The following is a 19,614-nucleotide window of genomic DNA, read 5'->3' as shown; positions in this document are numbered from 1 at the left end:
GGTTGACAAACGGAGAGGTCTCCGTTTACTATCAAGAGGAGAGTTCTCCGCTTAATATTATCATAATGACTAGGAGTGTGCATAACAAATGAGCCCGAAACCAAACACGGCATTATTGGTCATGGATTTGCAGAACGGGATAGTATCGCGATTTGCGGAAAACAAGGAAGTATTGGAGCCTTTCAAGAAAGCGATAGAAGCTGCAAGAGCAAAGGAGATTCCGGTCATTTACGTACGTGTGGCCTTTAATGAAGGATATCCGGAAGTAAGCCCCCGCAATAAGTCATTCTCAGCCGTTGCTCAATATGGAGGAATGACTATCCAGGACGAAGCCACTCAAATCCATGATTCCTTCAAGCCTCAGCCAGGCGAACCGGTTGTTACGAAGTTCCGGATCAGCGCCTTTGCGGGAAGCAATCTGGAGGTTATTCTGCGGGCCAAACAGATCAACCATCTTGTTCTCAGCGGCATCTCGACAAGCGGGGTTGTCTTGACTACGGTGCGCGAAGCGGCGGACAAGGATTATGCCCTTACCGTATTGAAGGATGCATGTTTGGATGCGGACCCGGAGGTTCACCGCGTTCTTACGGAGAAGGTCTTCCCGCGGCAGGCCGAGGTTCAGACCGTAGATGCTTGGATCGAGACATTATCGTAAGATTCGGCAGGGTGCATATTGAAGGGGGCTGACGGGTATGCCGATTTGGAAAAGAAACCTGTTCGTCTGCTGGTTCGGCGTGTTCGTCGCAAGCATCGGCATGAGCCAGATCGCCCCGGTATTGCCGCTTTATATCCATCAGCTTGGCGTTACGGATACCGCGAAGATCGAGCAATATTCCGGGCTTGCGTTTGGCATTACCTTTATTCTGTCGGCTGTGTTTTCCCCTATATGGGGAATCGCAGCCGATAAATACGGGCGAAAGCCGATGCTGCTGAGGGCCAGCCTTGGCATGGCCATCGTCATATTCAGCATGGGCTTTGCCCAGAATGTGTATGAACTGATTGGCCTTCGCTTGCTGCAGGGGATCATTACGGGATACGCCTCGGCCTGTACGGCGCTGATCGCTACCCAGACCGAGAAATCCCATGCCGGCTGGGCGCTTGGAACCTTGTCTACGGCAGGGATTGCGGGCTCCTTGCTAGGACCGTCCATCGGCGGATTTATTGAATTGCATGTTGGCATGAGGAACGTATTCTTTATTACCGGCCTGCTGTTATTGATTGCATTCATTACGACTCTATTGTTCGTGAAAGAGAATTTCGTTCGAGTAGATAAAAAGGCGCAGAAAATGAAAGAAATATGGAGCAGTATTCCCGAGAAGAACCTTACCGTTACATTGTTCATTACGTACTTTGCCTTGACGTTTGCCATGTATTCCATTGAGCCGGTGTTGACGGTGTATGTCACAAGTCTGACGAGCAATACCGAACATGTTGCCTTATTGGCAGGCTTCATATTCTCCGCATCCGGGCTGGCGAACATCATAGCTGCGCCAAGGCTAGGCAGGCTGTCGGACAAGATCGGCGCACATAAGGTCATGCTGTTCGCTTTGATTGTTGCGGGTCTGTTGTTTGCTCCGCAAGCCTTAGTCCATCAGCCTTGGGAGCTTATGGCGCTCCGGTTCCTCTTGGGGCTTGCGGCAGGGGGGCTTAACCCGTCCGTTAACATTCTGATCAAGAAGATAACACCGGATGCCCTGACGGGCAGAATGTTCGGATTAACGATGTCGGCAGGATATCTTGGCGTGTTCGGAGGCTCCGTGCTTGGCGGCCAGATTGCGGCATGGCTTGGTTTAAGATATGTATTCCTCACGACGGGCGCTATTCTGCTGCTTAACGCCATGTGGGTCTATTTCAAAGCCTATAAGAAGCTGAATGCGAGAGCGGCTGAAAGCCGTTAATTTTTTTGCGAAAATGGGTTTACCTCGGAATGGATTTTTGTTATTATAACTGCAATATGAAATGCATTGACGAGACGAGTAGATAAATCAATTCTTTCCCAGAGAGCTCCGGTACGCTGAAAAGGGGCAAAGAGTTATTTATTGAAGAAAGACTCTGAGCAGCGCATCGGAACCGGCAATCCAGGGGATGGTGCGACAGGAGCTCCTGTTACAGAGCTAGAGTATAAGCATCCGGATCGCAAGATTGCAATGCCGTACTCGAAGAGGCTGATATGGCGACATATCCGCGAATTTAGGGTGGTACCACGAGTATTCCAATCTCGTCCCTGAGACTACGGTCTTGGGGGTGGGATTTTTTTATTTCATTGCAAGCAAAGGGAAATATACCGCATACATGTAAGGTACGGCATATAAAATCAGACGGAGAGGATTTGAAAACCTTATGTCACAAAAACTTAAAGTTGGTATTGTTGGCGGAACGGGCATGGTTGGCCAGCGTTTCGTTCAATTGCTGGATCAGCATCCTTGGTTCGAAGTAACCGCGATTGCGGCGAGCGCAAGCTCGGCAGGCAAAACGTACGTAGAATCCGTTCAGAACAGATGGAAGCTTGATACACCAATCCCCGAAGCAGTGAAAAATATTGTCGTGCAGGACGCTTCGAAGGTTGAAGAGGTTGCCGCAGGCGTTGATTTCGTATTCTGCGCAGTAGATATGCCTAAGAAAGAAATCCAGGCGCTGGAAGAGGCTTATGCCAAAACAGGCACACCGGTCGTGTCCAATAACTCGGCTCACCGCTGGACGCCGGATGTACCGATGGTTATTCCGGAAATTAACCCGGAGCATCTCGAAGTGATCGAAGCGCAAAGAAAACGTCTTGGTACCGAAACGGGCTTTATCGCGGTTAAACCAAACTGCTCGATTCAAAGCTACGTGCCGGCGCTTAATGCTTTGCGCGAATTTAACCCGACTACGGTTGTCGCTTCGACGTATCAAGCGATTTCCGGTGCCGGAAAGAACTTTACCGACTGGCCGGAAATGCTGGACAACGTTATTCCATACATCGGCGGCGAAGAAGAGAAGAGCGAACAGGAGCCGCTTCGTATCTGGGGCACGGTAGAGAATGGCGAAGTGGTAAAAGCCAGCTCGCCGCATATCACGACGCAATGCATCCGCGTTCCCGTAACTGACGGACATCTTGCTACCGTATTCGTGAAATTCGAGAACAAACCTTCGAAGGAAGAGATTCTTGCCCGCTGGTCCGAGTTCCAAGGACGTCCGCAAGAGCTGGGTCTGCCAAGCGCGCCTAAGCAATTCATTACGTACTTCGAAGAAGAGAACAGACCGCAAACGAAGCTCGACCGCGATATTGAAAAAGGCATGGGCGTATCCGTTGGCCGTCTGCGCGAAGACTCGCTGTATGATTTCAAATTCGTGGGCTTGTCGCATAACACGCTTCGCGGTGCAGCCGGCGGCGCGGTATTGATCGCCGAACTGCTCAAAGCGGAAGGATACATTCAACCAAAATAATAAGATATGATGCAGCAAGCTCCCCCAGACCGATGGCAAGGAGCTTGCTGTTTTGCTATTTAGAAGAGGAGGAGTGTTATTATGAAATGCGCAATTCTCGATGATTACCAGAATGTGGCTTTAAGTATGGCGGAATGGTCGAAACTGACGGACCGTCTTGAGGTTCATGCGTTTAATCGTCATTTCGAAGATAGGGAAGAGCTTGTCGCCGCAATTGAAGATTGCGAGATTATCGTTATCATGCGCGAGAGAACGCCATTCCGAAGCGATCTCCTGCAGCGTCTGCCCAAACTAAAGCTACTGGTTACGACAGGAATGCGCAACGCCTCCATTGATCTTGCGGCTGCCGCCGAGCTAGGCATTACCGTATGCGGCACAAGGGGAGGAGGAGAAGGAACAACCGAGCTGACCTGGGCGCTTATTCTTGGTCTAGCGAGAAAGCTTGTTCTTGAGAATGAAGCCGTTCGCGGCGGCGGCTGGCAAAGCACGATCGGGGTGGATTTGAAGGGTAAACGTCTTGGTCTGATTGGACTCGGCCATATTGGTTCGAACGTAGCAAGGATTGGACAAGCCTTCGGCATGGAGGTTATGGCCTGGAGCCAGAATTTGACCCCCGACAAAGCGGAAGCGGCAGGTGTTCAGCTGGCTTCCTCTAAGGAGGAGCTGCTCGAGAGCAGCGATATTGTTTCCATTCATCTTGTGTTGAGCGACCGCACGAGAGGCTTAATTGGCGCGGAAGAGCTTAAGCGGATGCGTCCGACGGCCTTTCTTGTCAATACCTCGCGCGGACCCATTGTAGACCGGGAAGCCTTGATCGACGCTCTTCGCCGCGACGGAATTGCCGGGGCAGGGCTTGACGTGTTCGAGCAGGAGCCGCTGCCGCAGGACGATCCGTTCCGCTTGCTGTCCAATGTCCTTGCGACTCCGCATATCGGCTATGTAACGGAAGCGGCGTACCAGGGGTTTTACAAGGGGATCGTAGAGGATATTGAAGCTTACTTAGCCGGCTCGCCGGTGAACGTACTAGGTTAAGCCAAGGCCAAAAAAATCCGCTCCTTCGTCACGAAGGGGCGGATTTTTGAATTGTTACGGTTTCTTCACCGTAATGCTGCCATTGTCTGCAGTAAGCTTAATTAGAGTCTTTCCGTTTCCAATAACGCTGCTGTCTTTGTACTTGCCCAGGATATTCACTCTTCCGTTATCCACATGAGTGAGGAAGGTGACGTTTGCAGGATCCGTTTCGGTTTGAATCAGAATTCTGCCATTGTTGGTTTCAAGCGTGATGTTCTGATTTAACTCTTTGGTCAACACCGTTACGGAGCCGTTTTTGGTCCTTCCGTCGAGCACTCCCGTTACATGGTCCAGCTTAATTTTTCCGTTATCGGCTTTCAACTGTACATCTTGCGAGGATATGTCGCTTAATTCGATTCGGCCATTGTCCGTAGAGGCAACGACCGAGGCAACGTCAAGCTGTTTCCCTGCGATATAGCCGTTATTATTTGCGAGTTACAAGCTCTGATATTGCTTCTCCGGAAGAGTGATGGTCAGCGTTAACGTATTATCGCCGATATTGAAGTTGAACCATTTGTCCCTCTCTTTATCGACGGAAACAGATAGGGTCGAATCCGTTACATTAACGCTTAATTGCTGAAGGTCATTGGACATCGCTTTTCCGTTTAATTGAATATTTATTTCCTGATTGTCGGATGGCAATAGCTCAACGCGCGTATTATCGGTGCGGATATCAATGGCGGCAACCTGCGCGCCGGGGATCGTTTTTTGCTCCGCGATTTCAGTCCACTCATTGCCGAAACGGTAAGTAAGCAGACTGCCCGCAAGGCCAATAACAATGAGCGCCGCCGCTAGAGCCGATAGCTTTTTCCTAGTTGTCATGCCTCAGCCCTCCTTTAACAAGAGACACATTGTATTTCAGGTAACCGATCAGCGCTTTTTTCAACGCCTTGGTGACATACAGCATAACCATCCCGAGCAGGATGCCTATTCCGCACATGCCAATGGAGACGAAGAGATCAAAGAGCATGAAGCCGTCAGGGTAAAAAAGCCATTCGACAACAACCAGAAGCGGAGAGGCCAGGAAGGTCAGCGAGACAGCCCAACCCGCCAGTATAACCCCGGCTACTCCAAGAGCGGGGCCAAGCACGATAACCAGATTGAAAAAGCTTAATCCGATGACGGCCCATGCCGCGCGAATCACGCTTTCGGCCGACAAGTTTGCCGAAGCACGCTTCACATGATAACCGGCAAGGATTTCTTTAGCGATCTGGGAAGGAGAGCCTAATGCACCGGCAATTGCTTCTTCCGATTTGCCTTCCTCTAATCCGAACAAAAAATGCTCTTCGTAATCAAGCAAAATATCCGCGCGCTCTACAGGGGAGAGCCTCTTTAACTCGGCTTCTAATTGCTGCAAAAACTTATCCTTCGTCATTGTTCACACCTTCCTTAATCAATTGATTGACCCCGCTCGCAAATTCGTTCCATTCGGTTATGAGCTCATACAAGTAGGTTCTTCCTTTGTCCGTGAGCCGATAATACTTACGCGAAGGGCCTTCCGTGGATTCCCGCAAGTAGGTTGTGAAGTACTCTTCATTCGTCAAGCGGCGGAGAATCGGGTAGATAGAGCCTTCTGAAATCTCGATCTGACTGGATATTTTTTGGACCAGCTCGTATCCATACCGGTCTTTTTTATCCAGCATGACTAGAACGCACAGCTCCAAAACGCCTTTTTTAAATTGGACATTCAATGGGTGGACACCTCGTTTATTTATAGCATGGTACTATACATTGAACAGTACCTGTTTATAACTATTGATGCTGCCAATACAATATACCATTCAGTATTATTTATTGCAAGGTACTAAACAAAAGAAAAGACCTGCAGCAAGAAGGCGCATGAATAATTTTGCATCAATTGGAAGAAAATTAGAAAACCTTCCAAATCGGATAGCAAGGAGACGACAAACATGGCGAATGATAAACCGAATCAGCCTCAGGACGAATCGCGCAGAAGGTTTCTCAAATATTCGGGCACGGCACTTGGCGGGGTAGTTCTTGGGGGAGTTATCGGCGGACTCGTAGGCTCGAATCTGAACAAAACAACGGAGGAAGAAACGCCGGCTCCGGCAGCCAAGCAACCGGCAGCAGACGCCAAAGACTATAACCAGGCGCTGATGTTCTTCAATCAGGATCAGTTTCTAACAGCCGAAGCGGCTGCGGAGCGGCTGTTCCCCAAGGATGATCTGGGACCGGGAGCGAAGGAGCTGGGGGTAGCGTTTTTTATCGACCATCAGATGGCCAGCGCCTTTGGCACGAATTCCCGCGATTATATGCAGCCGCCTTATTATAAGGCGGAGGCCACGCAGGGCTATCAGCTGGTGTTTAAGCGCAGAGAGCTGATTGCGCTTGGTCTGGATGCCATGAATAAATACAGCACGGCGAAATACAAGAAGCTGTTCGTCGAGATTGCGCCGGAAGAGCAGGATGCCGTATTGACTGCTTTTGAAACGGACAAGACGGAGATTAAGGATGTTCCGGCTTCTAACTTCTTTGCCATGTTTCTTAATCTGACGCTGGAGGGGGCATACGCTGACCCTCTGTACGGAGGAAATCGAAATATGGCGGGCTGGAAGATGAGGAATTTCCCCGGCAACCAGATGAGCTACACCGAGTACATCGAGAAAGAAGAATTCGTAAAGCTTGAACCGTTAAGCTTGCATGATCATCTTGAACTAGGGTAGAGAAGGGGTGAAGCAGTATGGCGACTAAACTTCCAAAAGTACCTGTCGTAATTGTCGGTATGGGCTGGGTCGGCGGTATTATCGCTGCAGAGCTTACGAAAGCGGGTATATCCGTTGTTGGCCTGGAGCGGGGCAAAAGCCGCGATACGCAGGATTATTATCATGTTCATGACGAGCTCCGCTATGCCTCCCGTTATGAGCTGATGCAGGATTTGTCCAAAGAAACGGTGTCGTTCCGCAATACGATGAAAATGAGAGCATTGCCGATGAGGACCTATGGCTCATTCCTGCTAGGCGAAGGCTTAGGAGGAGCAGGCGTTCACTGGAACGGACAATACTACCGGTTCCTGCCTTATGATTTCGAAATCCGCAGCAAGACGGTTGAGCGTTATGGCAAGAAGAAGATTCCGGAGAACATGACCATACGCGACTGGGGGATTACGTATGACGAGCTCGAGCCGTATTTCGTGAAGTACGAGCAGATGGCCGGCATTTCCGGGGAGAAAGAGGTTCCGTCTAATATCGGCAAGATGTCAACTCCGTTCGCTACGGCTCCGATGAAGAAATCCCCGGGGATGAAGCTGTTTGAAGATGCGGCGAAGAAGCTTGGCTATCACCCGTATGTTATTCCTTCGGCCAACCTGACCGAGGTATACAAAAATCCGGACGGGATCGAGAGAGCGCCTTGCCAATATTGCGGCTACTGCGAGCGGTTCGGCTGTGAGTACGGCGCGAAGGCAGACCCCGTGGTTACCGTGCTTCCGGTCGCCAAGCAAACAGGAAAGCTTGATCTTCGCATGCATTCCAACGTGACCCAAATCATTCACGATGGCAAAAAGGCAACCGGCGTGACCTATGTACATACCCCTACCGGGGAAGAATACACGCAGCCTGCGGACGTTGTCATCCTGGCAGGGTATCTGTTTACGAATGTAAGACTGCTGCTTCTCTCCAAGCTGGGCAGACCTTATGATCCCGAGACCGATACGGGGGCTGTTGGGCGAAACTATGCCTATCAGGTGAACGGTGCCAGCACCAGCGCCTTTTATGAGGACCGGGAATTCAACCTGGCAATGGGCGCGGGGGCACTTGGCAGCAGCATCGATGATTTCAATGGCGACAACTTCGATCATACTGATCTCAAGTTCCTGCACGGCGCGAACATCCGCTTCACGCAGACGGGACTGCGGCCGATTCAGTATCAGCCGGTTCCGGCCGGTACGCCGAAATGGGGCGCCGAATTCAAGAAAGCTTCGGTTCACAACTCGAATCGGGTGTTGTCCGTTACCGGGCAAGGCGCCAGCATGCCAAACCGTTATCACTTTCTGGATCTCGATCCGGAATATAAGGATGCCTTTGGAATGCCGCTTATCCGGATGACCTTCGACTTCGAAGATCAGGACCGCGAGCTTGTGAAATTTATTGCCCAGAAAACGAAGGATATTGCCGATCAGATGGGAGCGACCAAAACCGAGGTTCATGATTCCATCAAGCAATATAACATTGTTCCTTATCAGTCTACCCATAACACGGGAGGAACGATAATGGGATCTGATCCCAAAACCTCGGTCGTCAACAACTACCTGCAAATGTGGGATGCGGAAAATGTGTTTATCTGCGGCGCCTCAAATTTCCCGCATAACAGCGGATATAATCCGACGGCAACGGTAGGCGCATTGGCATACCGGACAGCGGAAGGCATTCAGAAATATTTGGACAAAGGCGGTTCACTCGTGTGAGTAAAGAGACGGGTACGATCGACAGCGATCTAATCAGTCATCTGTCGGAGCTCCGCAAGCGTCTCATCTATGTAGCCGGCTGGTTTATAGCTTCCCTCTGCATAGGTCTCTACGCAGCGCCGAGAATACTGACCTTTGTAAAAGGACATTTGGGTTCAATTGAAGTGGAGTGGAGCGTGTTCGCGCTCTCGGACGGCATTGCGGTATACATGAAATGCGCGCTGCTCGTCGGAATCATCCTGACGCTGCCTTTTCTGATGTACCATCTGTGGGCGTTCGCCAGGCCGGGCATGACGGATGCCGAAGCAAAAAGCACGCTGGTGTACGTTCCAACTTCATCCGTTTTGTTCATTAGCGGTGTAATGTTTGGCTATACGGTTGCTTTGCCGATGATGATCCGGTTCATGGTCAAGCTGAATCAGTCGATGGGCGCGCAAGAGGTATATGGCATCCAGCATTACATGTCGTTTCTGATCAGCTTCCTTCTGCCAATGGGGGTGGCATTCGAAATGCCGCTGGCCATGACTTTTCTGACCCGAATCGGGATGCTCACTCCAGACAAGATGAAGCAGGTACGAAAATACGCGTATGTAGGTCTGGCGGTTGTGGGAACACTTATCTCACCTCCGGATTTTGTATCCCATTTGTCCGTGACCGTTCCACTGATCATACTCTTCGAGATCAGCGCTTTTATCTCGACGCGTTACTATAAGCGGAAACTTGCCGTACAAACAACTTGATTATGGAGGTATGTTATGTTTAACAACGTAGGGGTTTCTGGGCTGATTATTATACTGGCCATCGCATTGATCGTGTTTGGACCGGCAAAGCTGCCGCAGCTTGGGCGGGCCTTTGGCGATACGCTTCGGGAATTCCGGAATTCCACCAAAGGGATCGCGGACGACGAACCTGAAGCCAAATCCAACATTATCGAGCTGGACCAGTCCAAAAACTAACGCTAAAAGGAGACAGCTGCTATGAAGATCCGTAAGCTGCTTATGATCGCCGCGCTTGCCGTTACCGTAATGGGAACTGCTGCAGGCTGCGGTTCTAACTCAGACAAGAATGACAATACCGCCAATACCGGAACGGGCAATAATGCCGGAACGGGCAACAATGCGGGAACAGGCAACAATGCCGGGAATGCCGGCGCAGGAAACAATGCTGCGAGCGGAGGCGGACAGAAGGCAATTACCGTCAAAGCGGCAAACTTCGAATTTGACCAGCCCGAGATCCGAGTCAAGAAGGGCGATAAAGTCAAAATTACGCTAAACAATGCGGAAGGCTTCCACGGCTTCGCGATTCCGGACTTTAATGTAGACATTAAAGAAAATAACGGAACAGCCGAATTTACGGCAGACAAAGCCGGCGAGCATGAATTCCAGTGCTCCGTCGTCTGCGGTGCCGGACACAGCAAGATGGTTGGCAAGCTGATCGTTGAATAAAAGAATAAAAAGTTTTGAAAGCCGCGGATTTCGCGGCTTTTTGTTTTGTGGTTGAAGTGATAAGATTGTCCTTATACTTCAGGGAATTAGAGGAGAGGCAAGGGATATGAGCAACATTCAATCAACGCTGGTGTACTGGGATACCTTGGTTCATCCCGTTTTGCATCACCGGCCTATTTATCTGGTCGCAACCGACAAGGGTTTAGTTCAAGTAACGCTGCCTCACGAGTCGATTATGGAGAATGTTCGGGCATGGGTGACGAAGAAAATTCCGAATGCCATTCTTACGCAAGAACCAGCGAAGGTAGCGCCTTATAAGCTTCAATTGCAGGAATACCTGGAAGGTAGCCGGAAGAAATTTACCTTTTCCTTGGATTTCCGCGGAACTCCGTTTCAGAATTTGGTCTGGCAAGCTTTATTTAACATCCCGTACGGAGAGATGAGAAGCTACGCGGAGATCGCGGAGAGTGTCGGTAATCCTAAGGCTGTGCGGGCGGTTGGAACGGCGAATGGCAGGAATCCGATTCCTATCGTAGTTCCGTGTCACCGGGTAATCGGGAAGAACAATACGCTCACTGGCTTTAGAGGCGGATTGCAAATGAAGGAAGAGCTGCTTCATCTGGAAGGCGTGCAGTCTTTTAAGAACATTGGACATGAGAAATATCGGTTCTAATAAATATTGTTCAAATTGAAGTAGGGGTGAGATCATTCATGCAAGAAAAAGTCGTCCAAGCGTTCGACCAACTTGCGGCTGTGTATGAACAAGCCGTCGATCATAGCAGCGGGCATAATGCCTTTTACGAACGACCGGCGATGATGAAGCTGTTGCCGGTCGATCTGACGGGCAAGACGATCCTTGATGCGGGCTGCGCTGCCGGCTGGTATACGGCACAGTTCGCAGAACGAGGTGCGCAAGTGACCGCGGTTGATCTAAGTCCGGAGATGGCGGCTGCTTGCGCAAGACGGGTAGGGGACAAAGCCCGCATATCCGTCTGCGATCTCAGTCAGCCGCTGCCCTTTGAGGATGAATCCTTCGATGTCATCGTCAGCTCGCTCACCCTTCATTACGTCAAAGATTGGGGACCCACCTTTTCCGAATTTCGCCGCGTCTTGAAGCCGGGAGGCATACTGCAATTTTCGGTTCATCATCCGTTTATGGATTATCAGCAATTCGAAAGTCCGGATTATTTCGCTCACGAACTATTGACCGATGTATGGAAGAAGAAAGAAACGGGGCCGGTCGAGGTCACCTTCTACCGGAGACCGATGATGGATATCGTTAACGCGACCTCGGAGCATTTTACGCTGAATCAAATGATCGAACCGCAGCCAAGCAAGGCGTTTATCGATCTTCCCGGCGCAGCTGACTGGTATGAACGCTGGTATGATCGTTTGATGACGTATCCTTGGTTTCTCATTGTGCGAGCACAGAAATAACAATACGCTCAAAAGTTAATATGGATCTAACACAGGACAAATACATGGTTAATATAGTTCCTTTATGCTAGAAAAAAACATAAAGGAGCCCAAACAAATGATCAAACAACAAAAAAACGAACCCGCAAGAATGCCGGAATACCGGATCAGCGAAAGCGAATCGATGCAGTACAAGCTGCTTTATCAAATTCGAATGGGCAATATGAGCACAAGCGAACTGGATAAGCTTCAATTCCTTTGCAAGAATGATCTTCACCAGCTTCGATCCGAACTCGATACCATGCTGCAAGAGCTTCGCGATATGAATAATCAAATGCAAGGCAATACTAATGAAATAAAAGAGAAAGATAAGGAAAGCATCGCTGCTTAAGAGGCAATGATGTTTTTTTTATTTGTCCGTTAGGACATATGTCCTTTTAGAAATCAGCGGCTCATCGTTAAATAAGGAGAGCAGAACAAACGAGGAGGAAGTCGAAGAATGAAAGGCATTATTTATGCTGTATTGGGCGGTGTATTCCTCACCTTGCAAAGTACAGCCAATGCGGCGATTGGCGATCACCTTGGCAGCTGGCAGGCTGCCGTGCTTACGCAAGGCACGGGATTTGCTGCCGCGTTGCTAATCGTATGGCTGTCGGGGGACCGGTCGTGGAAAAAGCTGAGTCAAGTGAAGCTGCCTTACCGGTTCGGAGGGGCATTGGCAGCCTTTATTATTTTCAGCAACATCACCGCTTTTCACCAAAATGGTGCTGCGGTGACCGTATCGGCGGTTCTGATCGCACAGATTCTGGCCACGTTAGGAATGGAGAAAGCGGGCTGGTACGGGAATGCCGCGATAAAACTCAGAACGCCGCAATGGATTGGGATCGCGCTGATGATTACCGGCATCTTATGTTTATCCTTCTGAGAGGATAAAATATCCAATAGAAGGGAGTTGCCGATATGAAAGAAATTGGGGATGCCGAGCAGATTCACCGTTACCTGAATCAATATGCGCTGGATGATGTTTTCCCAAGCTCGCTTCGACAGCATTTGGCTTTGTACCGGTTTGAACCGGAGGAAGCCCTTTGCACGCAAGGCGAAGTACCGGGATTTATCTTTTTTCTCATGCGCGGAAAAGTCAAGGTTTTTACGACATCTGCCGATGGCAATACGCTGCTTGTTAATTTCACTTCTCCGCTTGGCGTCATTGGGGAGATAGAATGCTTAAGCGAAATGGAAAATCTGAATACCGTCTCGGCGGTCACGCCGGTGGAGGCGGTTGGCTTTCATAAACGCTGGTTGCAGCTGTACAGGGAGGAAGTACCGTTTCTTCAATTCATGCTGCATCTGGTCACGGAAAAATTTTATAACAAATCGGTATCGCTAAGCTTTAATCTTCTGTATCCGGTAGAAGTACGGCTTGCGAGTTACCTTCTCTCGGTAACGACAGCCGATCATGCGATAGTCAGCACCGCTAGCTTGAAGGACATGGCGAATCTGATTGGCACCAGCTACCGGCATTTGAACCGGATTATTCTTAGCTTATGCAAGATGAATCTGATCGAACGAAGCCGCGGCACTTTGCTTGTGAAGGACCGCAAGGGTCTTGAAGCTGCTGCTGGACGGAATATATACGAGAACGGAGAAAGGAAGGAGTACTCATGATCGCAGGGATTCTGCTTGCTTTGATGGCTGGAGCGCTAATCAGCGTTCAGACCTTATTCAACAACAAAGTGAATACGGTTGTTCACTCGCATACCACAACGGCACTTGTGCTCGGGATGGGGTTTGTGGCTTCCCTATGCATGGGAGTATTATTTGAAGGAGCGGACTTCTGGGACTGGAAGGCGATGCCCGCATGGTTCTGGTTCAGCGGATTAGTTGGGATTGGCGTGGTGACCTGCGTGGTGAAAGGTGTCCGGCTTCTTGGCCCAAGCTATGCGACCACAATCGTAATGGCTTCCCAGCTTCTATGCGCATTATGGTGGGACTCCGCGGGCTGGTTCGACTTGGAGCAGGTCCCCTTCACGGCACAAAAAGCAGTTGGCGTAACCGCACTCATCGTTGGTCTATTATTGTTCAAATCCAAGCCCAAGGAGAAGATCCGACTGTTGCATGAAATCTCGTAAGCCGCATGAAGGGCGGCTTATTTTTGTGCTAAGATAGAATGATAGTTTAATGTAAGAGAGGGAAGTACATGCAGCAAGAGAACGTACAGCTAAGAATGGACAGGAATGAGGAAAGCTTCCTTCAAGGGGTAAAGGATTGCGTTCCGACGCTATTAGGTTATCTAAGCATTGGATTCGCGGCGGGAGTTGTTGGTCACACCTCGGGGCTAAGCGTGATGGAGGTTACTCTCATGTCGGTCCTGATTTATGCCGGTTCCGCACAGTTCATTATGGCCGGAATGGTGGCGGCGGAAGGTTCGATAGCGGCCATTATATTTACCGTGTTTATCGTGAATCTTCGCCATCTCCTGTTAAGCGCGGCCGTGTCGCCTTACTTCCGTCATTTGACGGCTTTCAAGACCATGCTCATAGGTTCTTTGCTTACGGATGAGACCTTTGGCGTTGCCATCAACAAGGCATCCCATACAAGAACGCTTAGCGAATCATGGATGAACGGCCTAAACGTGACGGCTTATCTGAATTGGATCCTTGCAACGATGGCTGGAGCCTTCCTTGGCCAATGGATTACGAATCCGGAGAAGCTTGGGCTCGATTTCGCCTTGTCCGCGATGTTCATTGGATTGCTGGTATTGCAATTAATAGGGCGCAAGAAGCTGGCAAGAGATTTGATCGTCATCCTGTGCGCCGTTCTCGTCGTGGTTGGAGTCAGCATGGTGACATCGGGAAGCGTGGCCGTTATTATCGCTACCGTAACCGCAGCAACAATAGGAGTGTTCATAGAACGATGGAAATAAAATGGGATATACTTGCTATGATTATTGGTGCCGCATTCGTTACTTTTCTTCCGCGCGTACTGCCGCTAGTCGTGCTCAGCCGACTGCAAATTCCGGATTTGGCGATGCGGTGGTTAAGTTATATACCCATCGCGGTTATGGCTGCATTGCTGGGTGACGAACTGCTGATGACAGACGGGAAGCTGGCTTCCTTAAGGGACAATGTTGAATTATTAGCAGCGCTGCCGACGTTCCTTGTCGCTGTTTATACCCGCAGCCTGCTAGGAACGATCATCGTTGGCGTTGTAACCGTCATGCTATTGCGGATATGGTTATGAAAGCCTGCGAAACTCGCAGGCTTTTGTTCTTTTAGTCCAAACGTACAGAAAAACGGTGTCACCTGCGAACTATTATCCAAGACAAAAGTAACAGGTTGTTGCTTGAAAGCTTGGAGGAAGTAGTATGAGATCAGCTATGCATCACAAGAAAGCCAAGAAACGAACCGTTTGGAAAAAAGTTGCCCTTGCCGTTATTGCCGCAGGTCTTCTGCTTGCCGCTGCGTGCGTGGTTATCTTCAACATGCTGGTAACAAGGCAAGATGTGTCTTTGTTGGAGGAGCCGCTGCCCGCGGCTACTATTTTTTATGATCAGGACAAAGAGGAAGCGCTGCGAATTTCGCCGAAAAAAGCCGAGGCCGTCAGCTATGACAGCTTGCCCGAGTCATTGATCGAAGCGGTTGTTGCTGTCGAAGATAAACGGTTCTTCGAGCACAGCGGCACCGATCTTCAGGGGATTGGCCGCGCCATGCTGACCAACCTCACGAACGGCAAGACGGTTCAAGGAGCCAGCACCATCACGCAGCAGCTGGCGAAGAACGTGTTTCTTAGCCAGGAACGGACCTGGACGAGGAAATGGAAGGAACTGCTGCTCGCCGAGAAAATCGAGAAAAACTATGATAAGCAGCAGATTATCACTTATTATCTGAATCAGATTTATTTTGGAGAAGGGGCTTGGGGGATCAAGAAAGCATCCGAGGTGTATTTCGGCAACCAAGTTGACGAGCTTACTCTTGCAGAGTCCGCGCTGCTTGCGGGGATCATTAAGGCACCTTCCGCGCTCTCGCCGTACAGCCATCCCGAAGAGGCGAAAGCCCGCAGGAACGTGGTGCTGAAGCTGATGAAGGATCAAGGCAAGATTGATCAGGCGACCTACGACGGTTCGATTAAGGAGCCGCTTCATATTCGCGATTCGAAACCGAGCAGCAGCGATTCCATCAAATACCCTTATTTCATCGATCAGGTGATTCGGGAGGCAGGCCAGAAATACGGATTAACGGAAAATGAAGTGCTGCACGGAGGATTGCGGATTTATACAACCTTGGACAGCAAGATGCAGGAGGCTGCCGAGCAGGTCTATTCGCAGGACAGTATATTCCCCGCAAGCAGCTCCGATCAGCTTATTCAAAGCGGAGCCGTGCTGGTTGATCCTCGGGATGGAGGAATCCGGGCTCTTATTGGCGGACGCGGCAAGCAGCCCTTCCGCGGGTTTAACCGGGCCGTTCAATTGAAACGCCAGCCGGGATCCACGATGAAGCCGATCTCCGTCTACACGCCCGCACTAGAACGGGGGTATACGCCAGAGGATACGATTATGGACGAACCGGTTAATTTCGGAGGCTATCAGCCTAGAAACGCCGGCGGCAGCTATCATGGCGAAGTATCGATCTATGAATCCGTCATTCATTCCTATAATATACCGGCGGTCTCGCTTCTCAATGAGATGGGAATAGAGGCGGGAATGGAAGCGGCTGAACGATTCGGCATAGAGCTCACCGATGCGGACAGGACGCTTGGCCTGGCGCTTGGCGGTCTTCAGGAAGGGGTATCCCCGCTTGACATGGCGGAGGCGTTTGGCGTATTTGCCAATGACGGGACCCGGATTCCCGCGCACTCCATTACAAGAATGGAGTCAGCCGAAGGGGAGATTATCGCGGATGCCGGGACAATCGGCAGCGTAAAAGTAACCGAGCCGGGGGTTGCCCAGACGATGACCGCGATGCTTGAAGGCGTTGTGAAGGAAGGAACGGGTGATGCGGCATCGCTTGGAGACCGGCCGGTTGCCGGCAAGACAGGCACAACCGAAATGCCGGGAACAGGCGGTCAAGGGATGAAGGATAATTGGTTTGTAGGTTATACCCCTCAGCTTGTTGGGGCCGTATGGCTCGGATATGATCATACCGATGCGAATCATTATTTGACGACGACCTCCAAAGCGGCTGCGGCCGTATTCCAGAAGCTGATGAGTGAAGCTCTTGCGGGGGAGTCCGTCATGGCGTTCCCTAAAGCGCCGGGGATGCCGGCAAAGCCTAAGAAAGAAGATAAACCAAAAGAGGACAAACCGGAAAAACCGGGCAAGAAGCCTAAACCTGACCATCCGGGCAAAGATAAGCCGGGGAAAGAAGACAAGAAAGACAGGCATGACGCGGACCATAAAGGCAAAGGCTAGGGAAAAGAGGATTAGGATGACGACAACAACGATGATTGAGATCAGAAACCGTTCCGAAGACGCAATCCTTGTCGTTCATGAGATTTATGGATTGAATAATCATCTTTCTTCGATATGTTCAGCACTCGCGAAGCACGGCTATGATGTTTTTGGACCGGATCTGCTTAATCGGGGTGAACCTTTTCCCTATGAACAGGAGCAGGAGGCATACAGCTATTTTATGTCCCATGTCGGATTTGAAAAGGCGGCCTCAACCATCCTTCAATTAGCCGGGGAGCTGAAGCATCGTTACCGGAATGTCTACGTGGTTGGGTTCAGCGTTGGAGCAACGGCTGCCTGGATGTGCAGCACGAATCCGAATATCTCCGGCGCGGCAGGATACTATGGTTCCCGGATCCGGAGCTACAAGGAGATAATTCCAGCTTGTCCGGCTTTATTGTTCTATCCGGAGTCAGAGCCATCCTTTGACGTGGATCAACTGATCGCGGATCTGCAGGATAAACCGGGGGTACAAGTGCATAAATCAAGCGGTCAGCACGGGTTCAGCGATCCGTATTCCGCTAAGTATGTCCAAGCCTCGGCGGATGAAGCCTTTGGGAAAATGCTACATTTTTTCAAATCCATCGGTTGAATTCGAACAACGGGTATGTTAAGATACCTGTAATTTAAGGATTGGGGTTGAAGAAATGTAGGATTTTCTTGCGATGATAAAAATCAATAAAACTAACCAGAGCCTTCAGCGATTAGGGTTGTTTTATTTTTTTATGCGCGGGAAAGTTACTACATCTTTTTCACTCAATGAATAACCCTGTCTATCCCTGTGTACGCGCAGGGGCTGGATTAGCCGTATTATTTGAGCTGTGAGAAAGGTAACTTTCTTGCAGCTCTTTTTGATTTACGGGGGGAATTCAGATGTCACTGATTAACGTTACAAACCTTACGTTTGCCCATGACGGCAGCTACGATAATATTTTTGAACATGTAAGCTTTCAGATCGATACGGACTGGAAGCTTGGTTTTACAGGACGGAACGGCAGAGGGAAGACCACCTTTATGAACCTGCTGCTTGGCAAGTACGAATACAGCGGGAATATCTCGTCAAGCGTAAGCTTTGAATATTTCCCGTTCCATGTGGAGCATCCGGAATATCTGACGACTGATGTCGTCGAGGAGATTTATCCGGATTATCAGCAGTGGGAGTTTATTCGCGAATTGACGCTGCTTCAGGTATCCGATGATGTGTTGTACCGGCCGTTTGATACCTTATCTAACGGGGAACAGACGAAAGTACTGCTTGCAGCCTTGTTTCTGAAAGAGAACAGCTTCCTGCTGATTGACGAACCGACCAACCATCTGGATATGAACGCAAGAAAGCTGGTCAGCCAATATTTGAATAGCAAGAACGGCTTCATCCTGGTCTCCCATGACCGAACTTTCCTGGATAACTGCGTTGACCATATTCTTACCATCAACAGGACGAATATCGAGATTCAGAAAGGCAATTTCTCCGACTGGTGGGAGAACAAGGAGCGGCAGGATAACTATGAGCTGTCTGAGAATGATAAACTCAGGAAAGATATCAAGCGGCTGAACGAAGCAGCCAAACGCACGAATAACTGGTCGCATGAGGTAGAGAAGTCCAAAAACGGCACAAGAAACTCCGGCTCCAAAGTGGATAAAGGGTATATCGGGCATAAAGCGGCGAAAATGATGAAGCGCTCGAAATCGATGGAGCAGAGACAGCAATCCGCTATTGAAGAGAAATCCAAGCTGCTCCGGAACCTCGAGAGCTCGGAGAGCTTGAAGATATCGCAGCTGCCTTATCATAAGCCCCAGCTTGTCGAGCTGGAGCATGTCTCGATCTATTACGGCGAGAAGGAAGTATGCTCGGATATCAGCTTCACGATTGAGCAAGGGGAACGCATCGCGTTGTCCGGCAAGAACGGTTCCGGCAAGTCCAGCCTTATTAAGCTCATTTGCGGGGAGGACCTGACTTATTCCGGAACGTTCCGCAAAGGGAGCCAGCTGAAAATCTCGTATGTCTCTCAAGATACGTCCCATCTGCAAGGGAATTTGACGGATTACGCGAGGGACAATGGAATTGACGAAAGTCTGTTTAAGGCGATCCTCCGTAAGCTGGATTTCTCCAGAGTACAGTTCGAGAAGGATATCTCCGCCTTCAGCGGAGGACAAAAGAAGAAGGTACTGATCGCAAAAAGCTTATCCGAGAAAGCTCATTTGCATATATGGGATGAACCGCTTAACTTTATTGACGTTATCTCCCGCATGCAGATCGAGGACCTGCTGCTGGAGCATCAGCCGACAATATTGTTCGTGGAGCATGACCGCGCGTTCTGCGAAAATATCGCAACCAAAATCGTCGAGCTGTGATGTCTGCCGGCGTACGGCAAGAGGCCGCCCTTTAT

22 protein-coding genes, 1 pseudogene and 1 other annotated feature are annotated in these 19,614 nt (G+C 50.0%); of the genes and pseudogenes, 20 read left to right on the top strand and 3 right to left on the bottom strand.

From position 1 onward, the window contains the following. Nucleotides 1–88 precede the first annotated feature (88 nt). From M3194_RS14300 to M3194_RS14285, 4 genes are all read left to right on the top strand, one after another. Nucleotides 89–655: a cysteine hydrolase family protein gene (locus M3194_RS14300; RefSeq protein ID WP_251654746.1), complete on the top strand. Its 567-nt coding sequence runs from the start codon at nucleotides 89–91 to the stop codon at nucleotides 653–655. 37 nt (nucleotides 656–692) lie between these two features. Further along, complete coding sequence (locus M3194_RS14295; protein WP_251654745.1) at nucleotides 693–1,898, top strand: multidrug efflux MFS transporter; 1,206 nt, start codon at nucleotides 693–695, stop codon at nucleotides 1,896–1,898. A gap of 57 nt (nucleotides 1,899–1,955) precedes the next feature. Beyond that, nucleotides 1,956–2,229 (top strand) — a binding site (T-box leader). 111 nt (nucleotides 2,230–2,340) lie between these two features. Beyond that, nucleotides 2,341–3,426 (top strand): aspartate-semialdehyde dehydrogenase, encoded by a 1,086-nt coding sequence (gene asd / locus M3194_RS14290; RefSeq protein ID WP_251654744.1) that lies wholly within the window; start codon nucleotides 2,341–2,343, stop codon nucleotides 3,424–3,426. A gap of 81 nt (nucleotides 3,427–3,507) precedes the next feature. Then, complete coding sequence (locus M3194_RS14285; protein WP_251654743.1) at nucleotides 3,508–4,458, top strand: D-2-hydroxyacid dehydrogenase family protein; 951 nt, start codon at nucleotides 3,508–3,510, stop codon at nucleotides 4,456–4,458. Nucleotides 4,459–4,512: 54 nt separating this feature from the next. Here the strand turns inward: M3194_RS14285 and M3194_RS14280 are convergent. The 3 genes and pseudogenes from M3194_RS14280 to M3194_RS14270 all read right to left on the bottom strand — a co-directional run bounded on the left by M3194_RS14280 (nucleotide 4,513) and on the right by M3194_RS14270 (nucleotide 6,188). Next, nucleotides 4,513–5,319, bottom strand: a pseudogene (locus tag M3194_RS14280) (DUF4097 family beta strand repeat-containing protein). Continuing rightward, complete coding sequence (locus M3194_RS14275; RefSeq protein WP_251654742.1) at nucleotides 5,309–5,872, bottom strand: HAAS signaling domain-containing protein; 564 nt, start codon at nucleotides 5,870–5,872, stop codon at nucleotides 5,309–5,311. Before M3194_RS14275 ends, M3194_RS14280 begins: the two are co-directional and overlap by 11 nt. Next, nucleotides 5,859–6,188 carry a PadR family transcriptional regulator gene (locus M3194_RS14270; RefSeq protein ID WP_251654741.1) on the bottom strand — a complete coding sequence of 110 codons (330 nt, stop codon included), beginning with the start codon at nucleotides 6,186–6,188 and terminating at the stop codon, nucleotides 5,859–5,861. The genes M3194_RS14275 and M3194_RS14270 overlap by 14 nt, the downstream gene beginning before the upstream one ends. A 219-nt stretch (nucleotides 6,189–6,407) precedes the next feature. On the opposite strand from M3194_RS14270, the gene M3194_RS14265 reads away from it, so the two are divergent. The 16 genes from M3194_RS14265 (at nucleotide 6,408) to M3194_RS14190 (ending at nucleotide 19,579) form a co-directional block, all read left to right on the top strand. Beyond that, on the top strand, nucleotides 6,408–7,181 hold the full coding sequence (locus tag M3194_RS14265) for a gluconate 2-dehydrogenase subunit 3 family protein (RefSeq protein ID WP_251654740.1): 774 nt from the start codon (nucleotides 6,408–6,410) through the stop codon (nucleotides 7,179–7,181). Nucleotides 7,182–7,198: 17 nt separating this feature from the next. Further along, nucleotides 7,199–8,920, top strand: a complete 1,722-nt coding sequence (locus M3194_RS14260) for a GMC family oxidoreductase (RefSeq protein WP_251654739.1) — start codon at nucleotides 7,199–7,201, stop codon at nucleotides 8,918–8,920. Then, complete coding sequence (tatC, locus tag M3194_RS14255) at nucleotides 8,917–9,660, top strand: twin-arginine translocase subunit TatC (RefSeq protein ID WP_251654738.1); 744 nt, start codon at nucleotides 8,917–8,919, stop codon at nucleotides 9,658–9,660. Before M3194_RS14260 ends, tatC begins: the two co-directional genes overlap by 4 nt. A gap of 15 nt (nucleotides 9,661–9,675) precedes the next feature. Next, a complete protein-coding gene (tatA, locus tag M3194_RS14250; RefSeq protein WP_091182983.1) occupies nucleotides 9,676–9,876 on the top strand; it encodes a twin-arginine translocase TatA/TatE family subunit in 201 nt (66 codons plus the stop codon). Between the two features lie 21 nt (nucleotides 9,877–9,897). Then, nucleotides 9,898–10,365 (top strand): cupredoxin domain-containing protein, encoded by a 468-nt coding sequence (locus M3194_RS14245; RefSeq protein WP_251654737.1) that lies wholly within the window; start codon nucleotides 9,898–9,900, stop codon nucleotides 10,363–10,365. A 106-nt stretch (nucleotides 10,366–10,471) separates the two neighbouring features. After that, nucleotides 10,472–11,038 carry a methylated-DNA--[protein]-cysteine S-methyltransferase gene (locus M3194_RS14240; protein WP_251654736.1) on the top strand — a complete coding sequence of 189 codons (567 nt, stop codon included), beginning with the start codon at nucleotides 10,472–10,474 and terminating at the stop codon, nucleotides 11,036–11,038. 38 nt (nucleotides 11,039–11,076) lie between these two features. Then, a complete protein-coding gene (locus tag M3194_RS14235; RefSeq protein ID WP_251654735.1) occupies nucleotides 11,077–11,802 on the top strand; it encodes a class I SAM-dependent methyltransferase in 726 nt (241 codons plus the stop codon). 97 nt (nucleotides 11,803–11,899) lie between these two features. After that, the gene (locus M3194_RS14230) at nucleotides 11,900–12,172 is read left to right on the top strand and encodes a hypothetical protein (RefSeq protein ID WP_251654734.1); all 273 of its coding nucleotides are present in this window, start codon (nucleotides 11,900–11,902) and stop codon (nucleotides 12,170–12,172) included. A gap of 108 nt (nucleotides 12,173–12,280) precedes the next feature. Beyond that, entirely contained in the window at nucleotides 12,281–12,706 is a 426-nt protein-coding gene (locus M3194_RS14225; RefSeq protein ID WP_251654733.1) for a DMT family transporter, read from the top strand. Nucleotides 12,707–12,741: 35 nt separating this feature from the next. After that, the gene (locus M3194_RS14220; protein ID WP_251654732.1) at nucleotides 12,742–13,446 is read left to right on the top strand and encodes a Crp/Fnr family transcriptional regulator; all 705 of its coding nucleotides are present in this window, start codon (nucleotides 12,742–12,744) and stop codon (nucleotides 13,444–13,446) included. After that, nucleotides 13,443–13,910 carry a DMT family transporter gene (locus M3194_RS14215; protein WP_251654731.1) on the top strand — a complete coding sequence of 156 codons (468 nt, stop codon included), beginning with the start codon at nucleotides 13,443–13,445 and terminating at the stop codon, nucleotides 13,908–13,910. Before M3194_RS14220 ends, M3194_RS14215 begins: the two co-directional genes overlap by 4 nt. A 68-nt stretch (nucleotides 13,911–13,978) precedes the next feature. After that, nucleotides 13,979–14,704, top strand: coding sequence for an AzlC family ABC transporter permease (locus M3194_RS14210; RefSeq protein WP_251654730.1), 726 nt, complete (start codon nucleotides 13,979–13,981; stop codon nucleotides 14,702–14,704). Then, nucleotides 14,695–15,021 carry an AzlD domain-containing protein gene (locus M3194_RS14205; protein ID WP_251654729.1) on the top strand — a complete coding sequence of 109 codons (327 nt, stop codon included), beginning with the start codon at nucleotides 14,695–14,697 and terminating at the stop codon, nucleotides 15,019–15,021. Before M3194_RS14210 ends, M3194_RS14205 begins: the two co-directional genes overlap by 10 nt. A 124-nt stretch (nucleotides 15,022–15,145) precedes the next feature. Further along, nucleotides 15,146–17,188, top strand: a complete 2,043-nt coding sequence (locus M3194_RS14200) for a transglycosylase domain-containing protein (RefSeq protein WP_251654728.1) — start codon at nucleotides 15,146–15,148, stop codon at nucleotides 17,186–17,188. A gap of 16 nt (nucleotides 17,189–17,204) precedes the next feature. Next, on the top strand, nucleotides 17,205–17,819 hold the full coding sequence (locus tag M3194_RS14195) for a dienelactone hydrolase family protein (protein WP_251654727.1): 615 nt from the start codon (nucleotides 17,205–17,207) through the stop codon (nucleotides 17,817–17,819). Nucleotides 17,820–18,100: 281 nt separating this feature from the next. Continuing rightward, nucleotides 18,101–19,579: an Lsa family ABC-F type ribosomal protection protein gene (locus M3194_RS14190; RefSeq protein ID WP_251654726.1), complete on the top strand. Its 1,479-nt coding sequence runs from the start codon at nucleotides 18,101–18,103 to the stop codon at nucleotides 19,577–19,579. Nucleotides 19,580–19,614 lie beyond the last annotated feature (35 nt).

The sequence above is a fragment of the Paenibacillus glycanilyticus genome, from assembly GCF_023715145.1.
Classification (GTDB): domain Bacteria; phylum Bacillota; class Bacilli; order Paenibacillales; family Paenibacillaceae; genus Pristimantibacillus; species Pristimantibacillus glycanilyticus_A.
The sequence above is the reverse complement of the archived record's forward strand: the minus strand, read 5'-3'. Positions and strand labels throughout refer to the sequence as shown.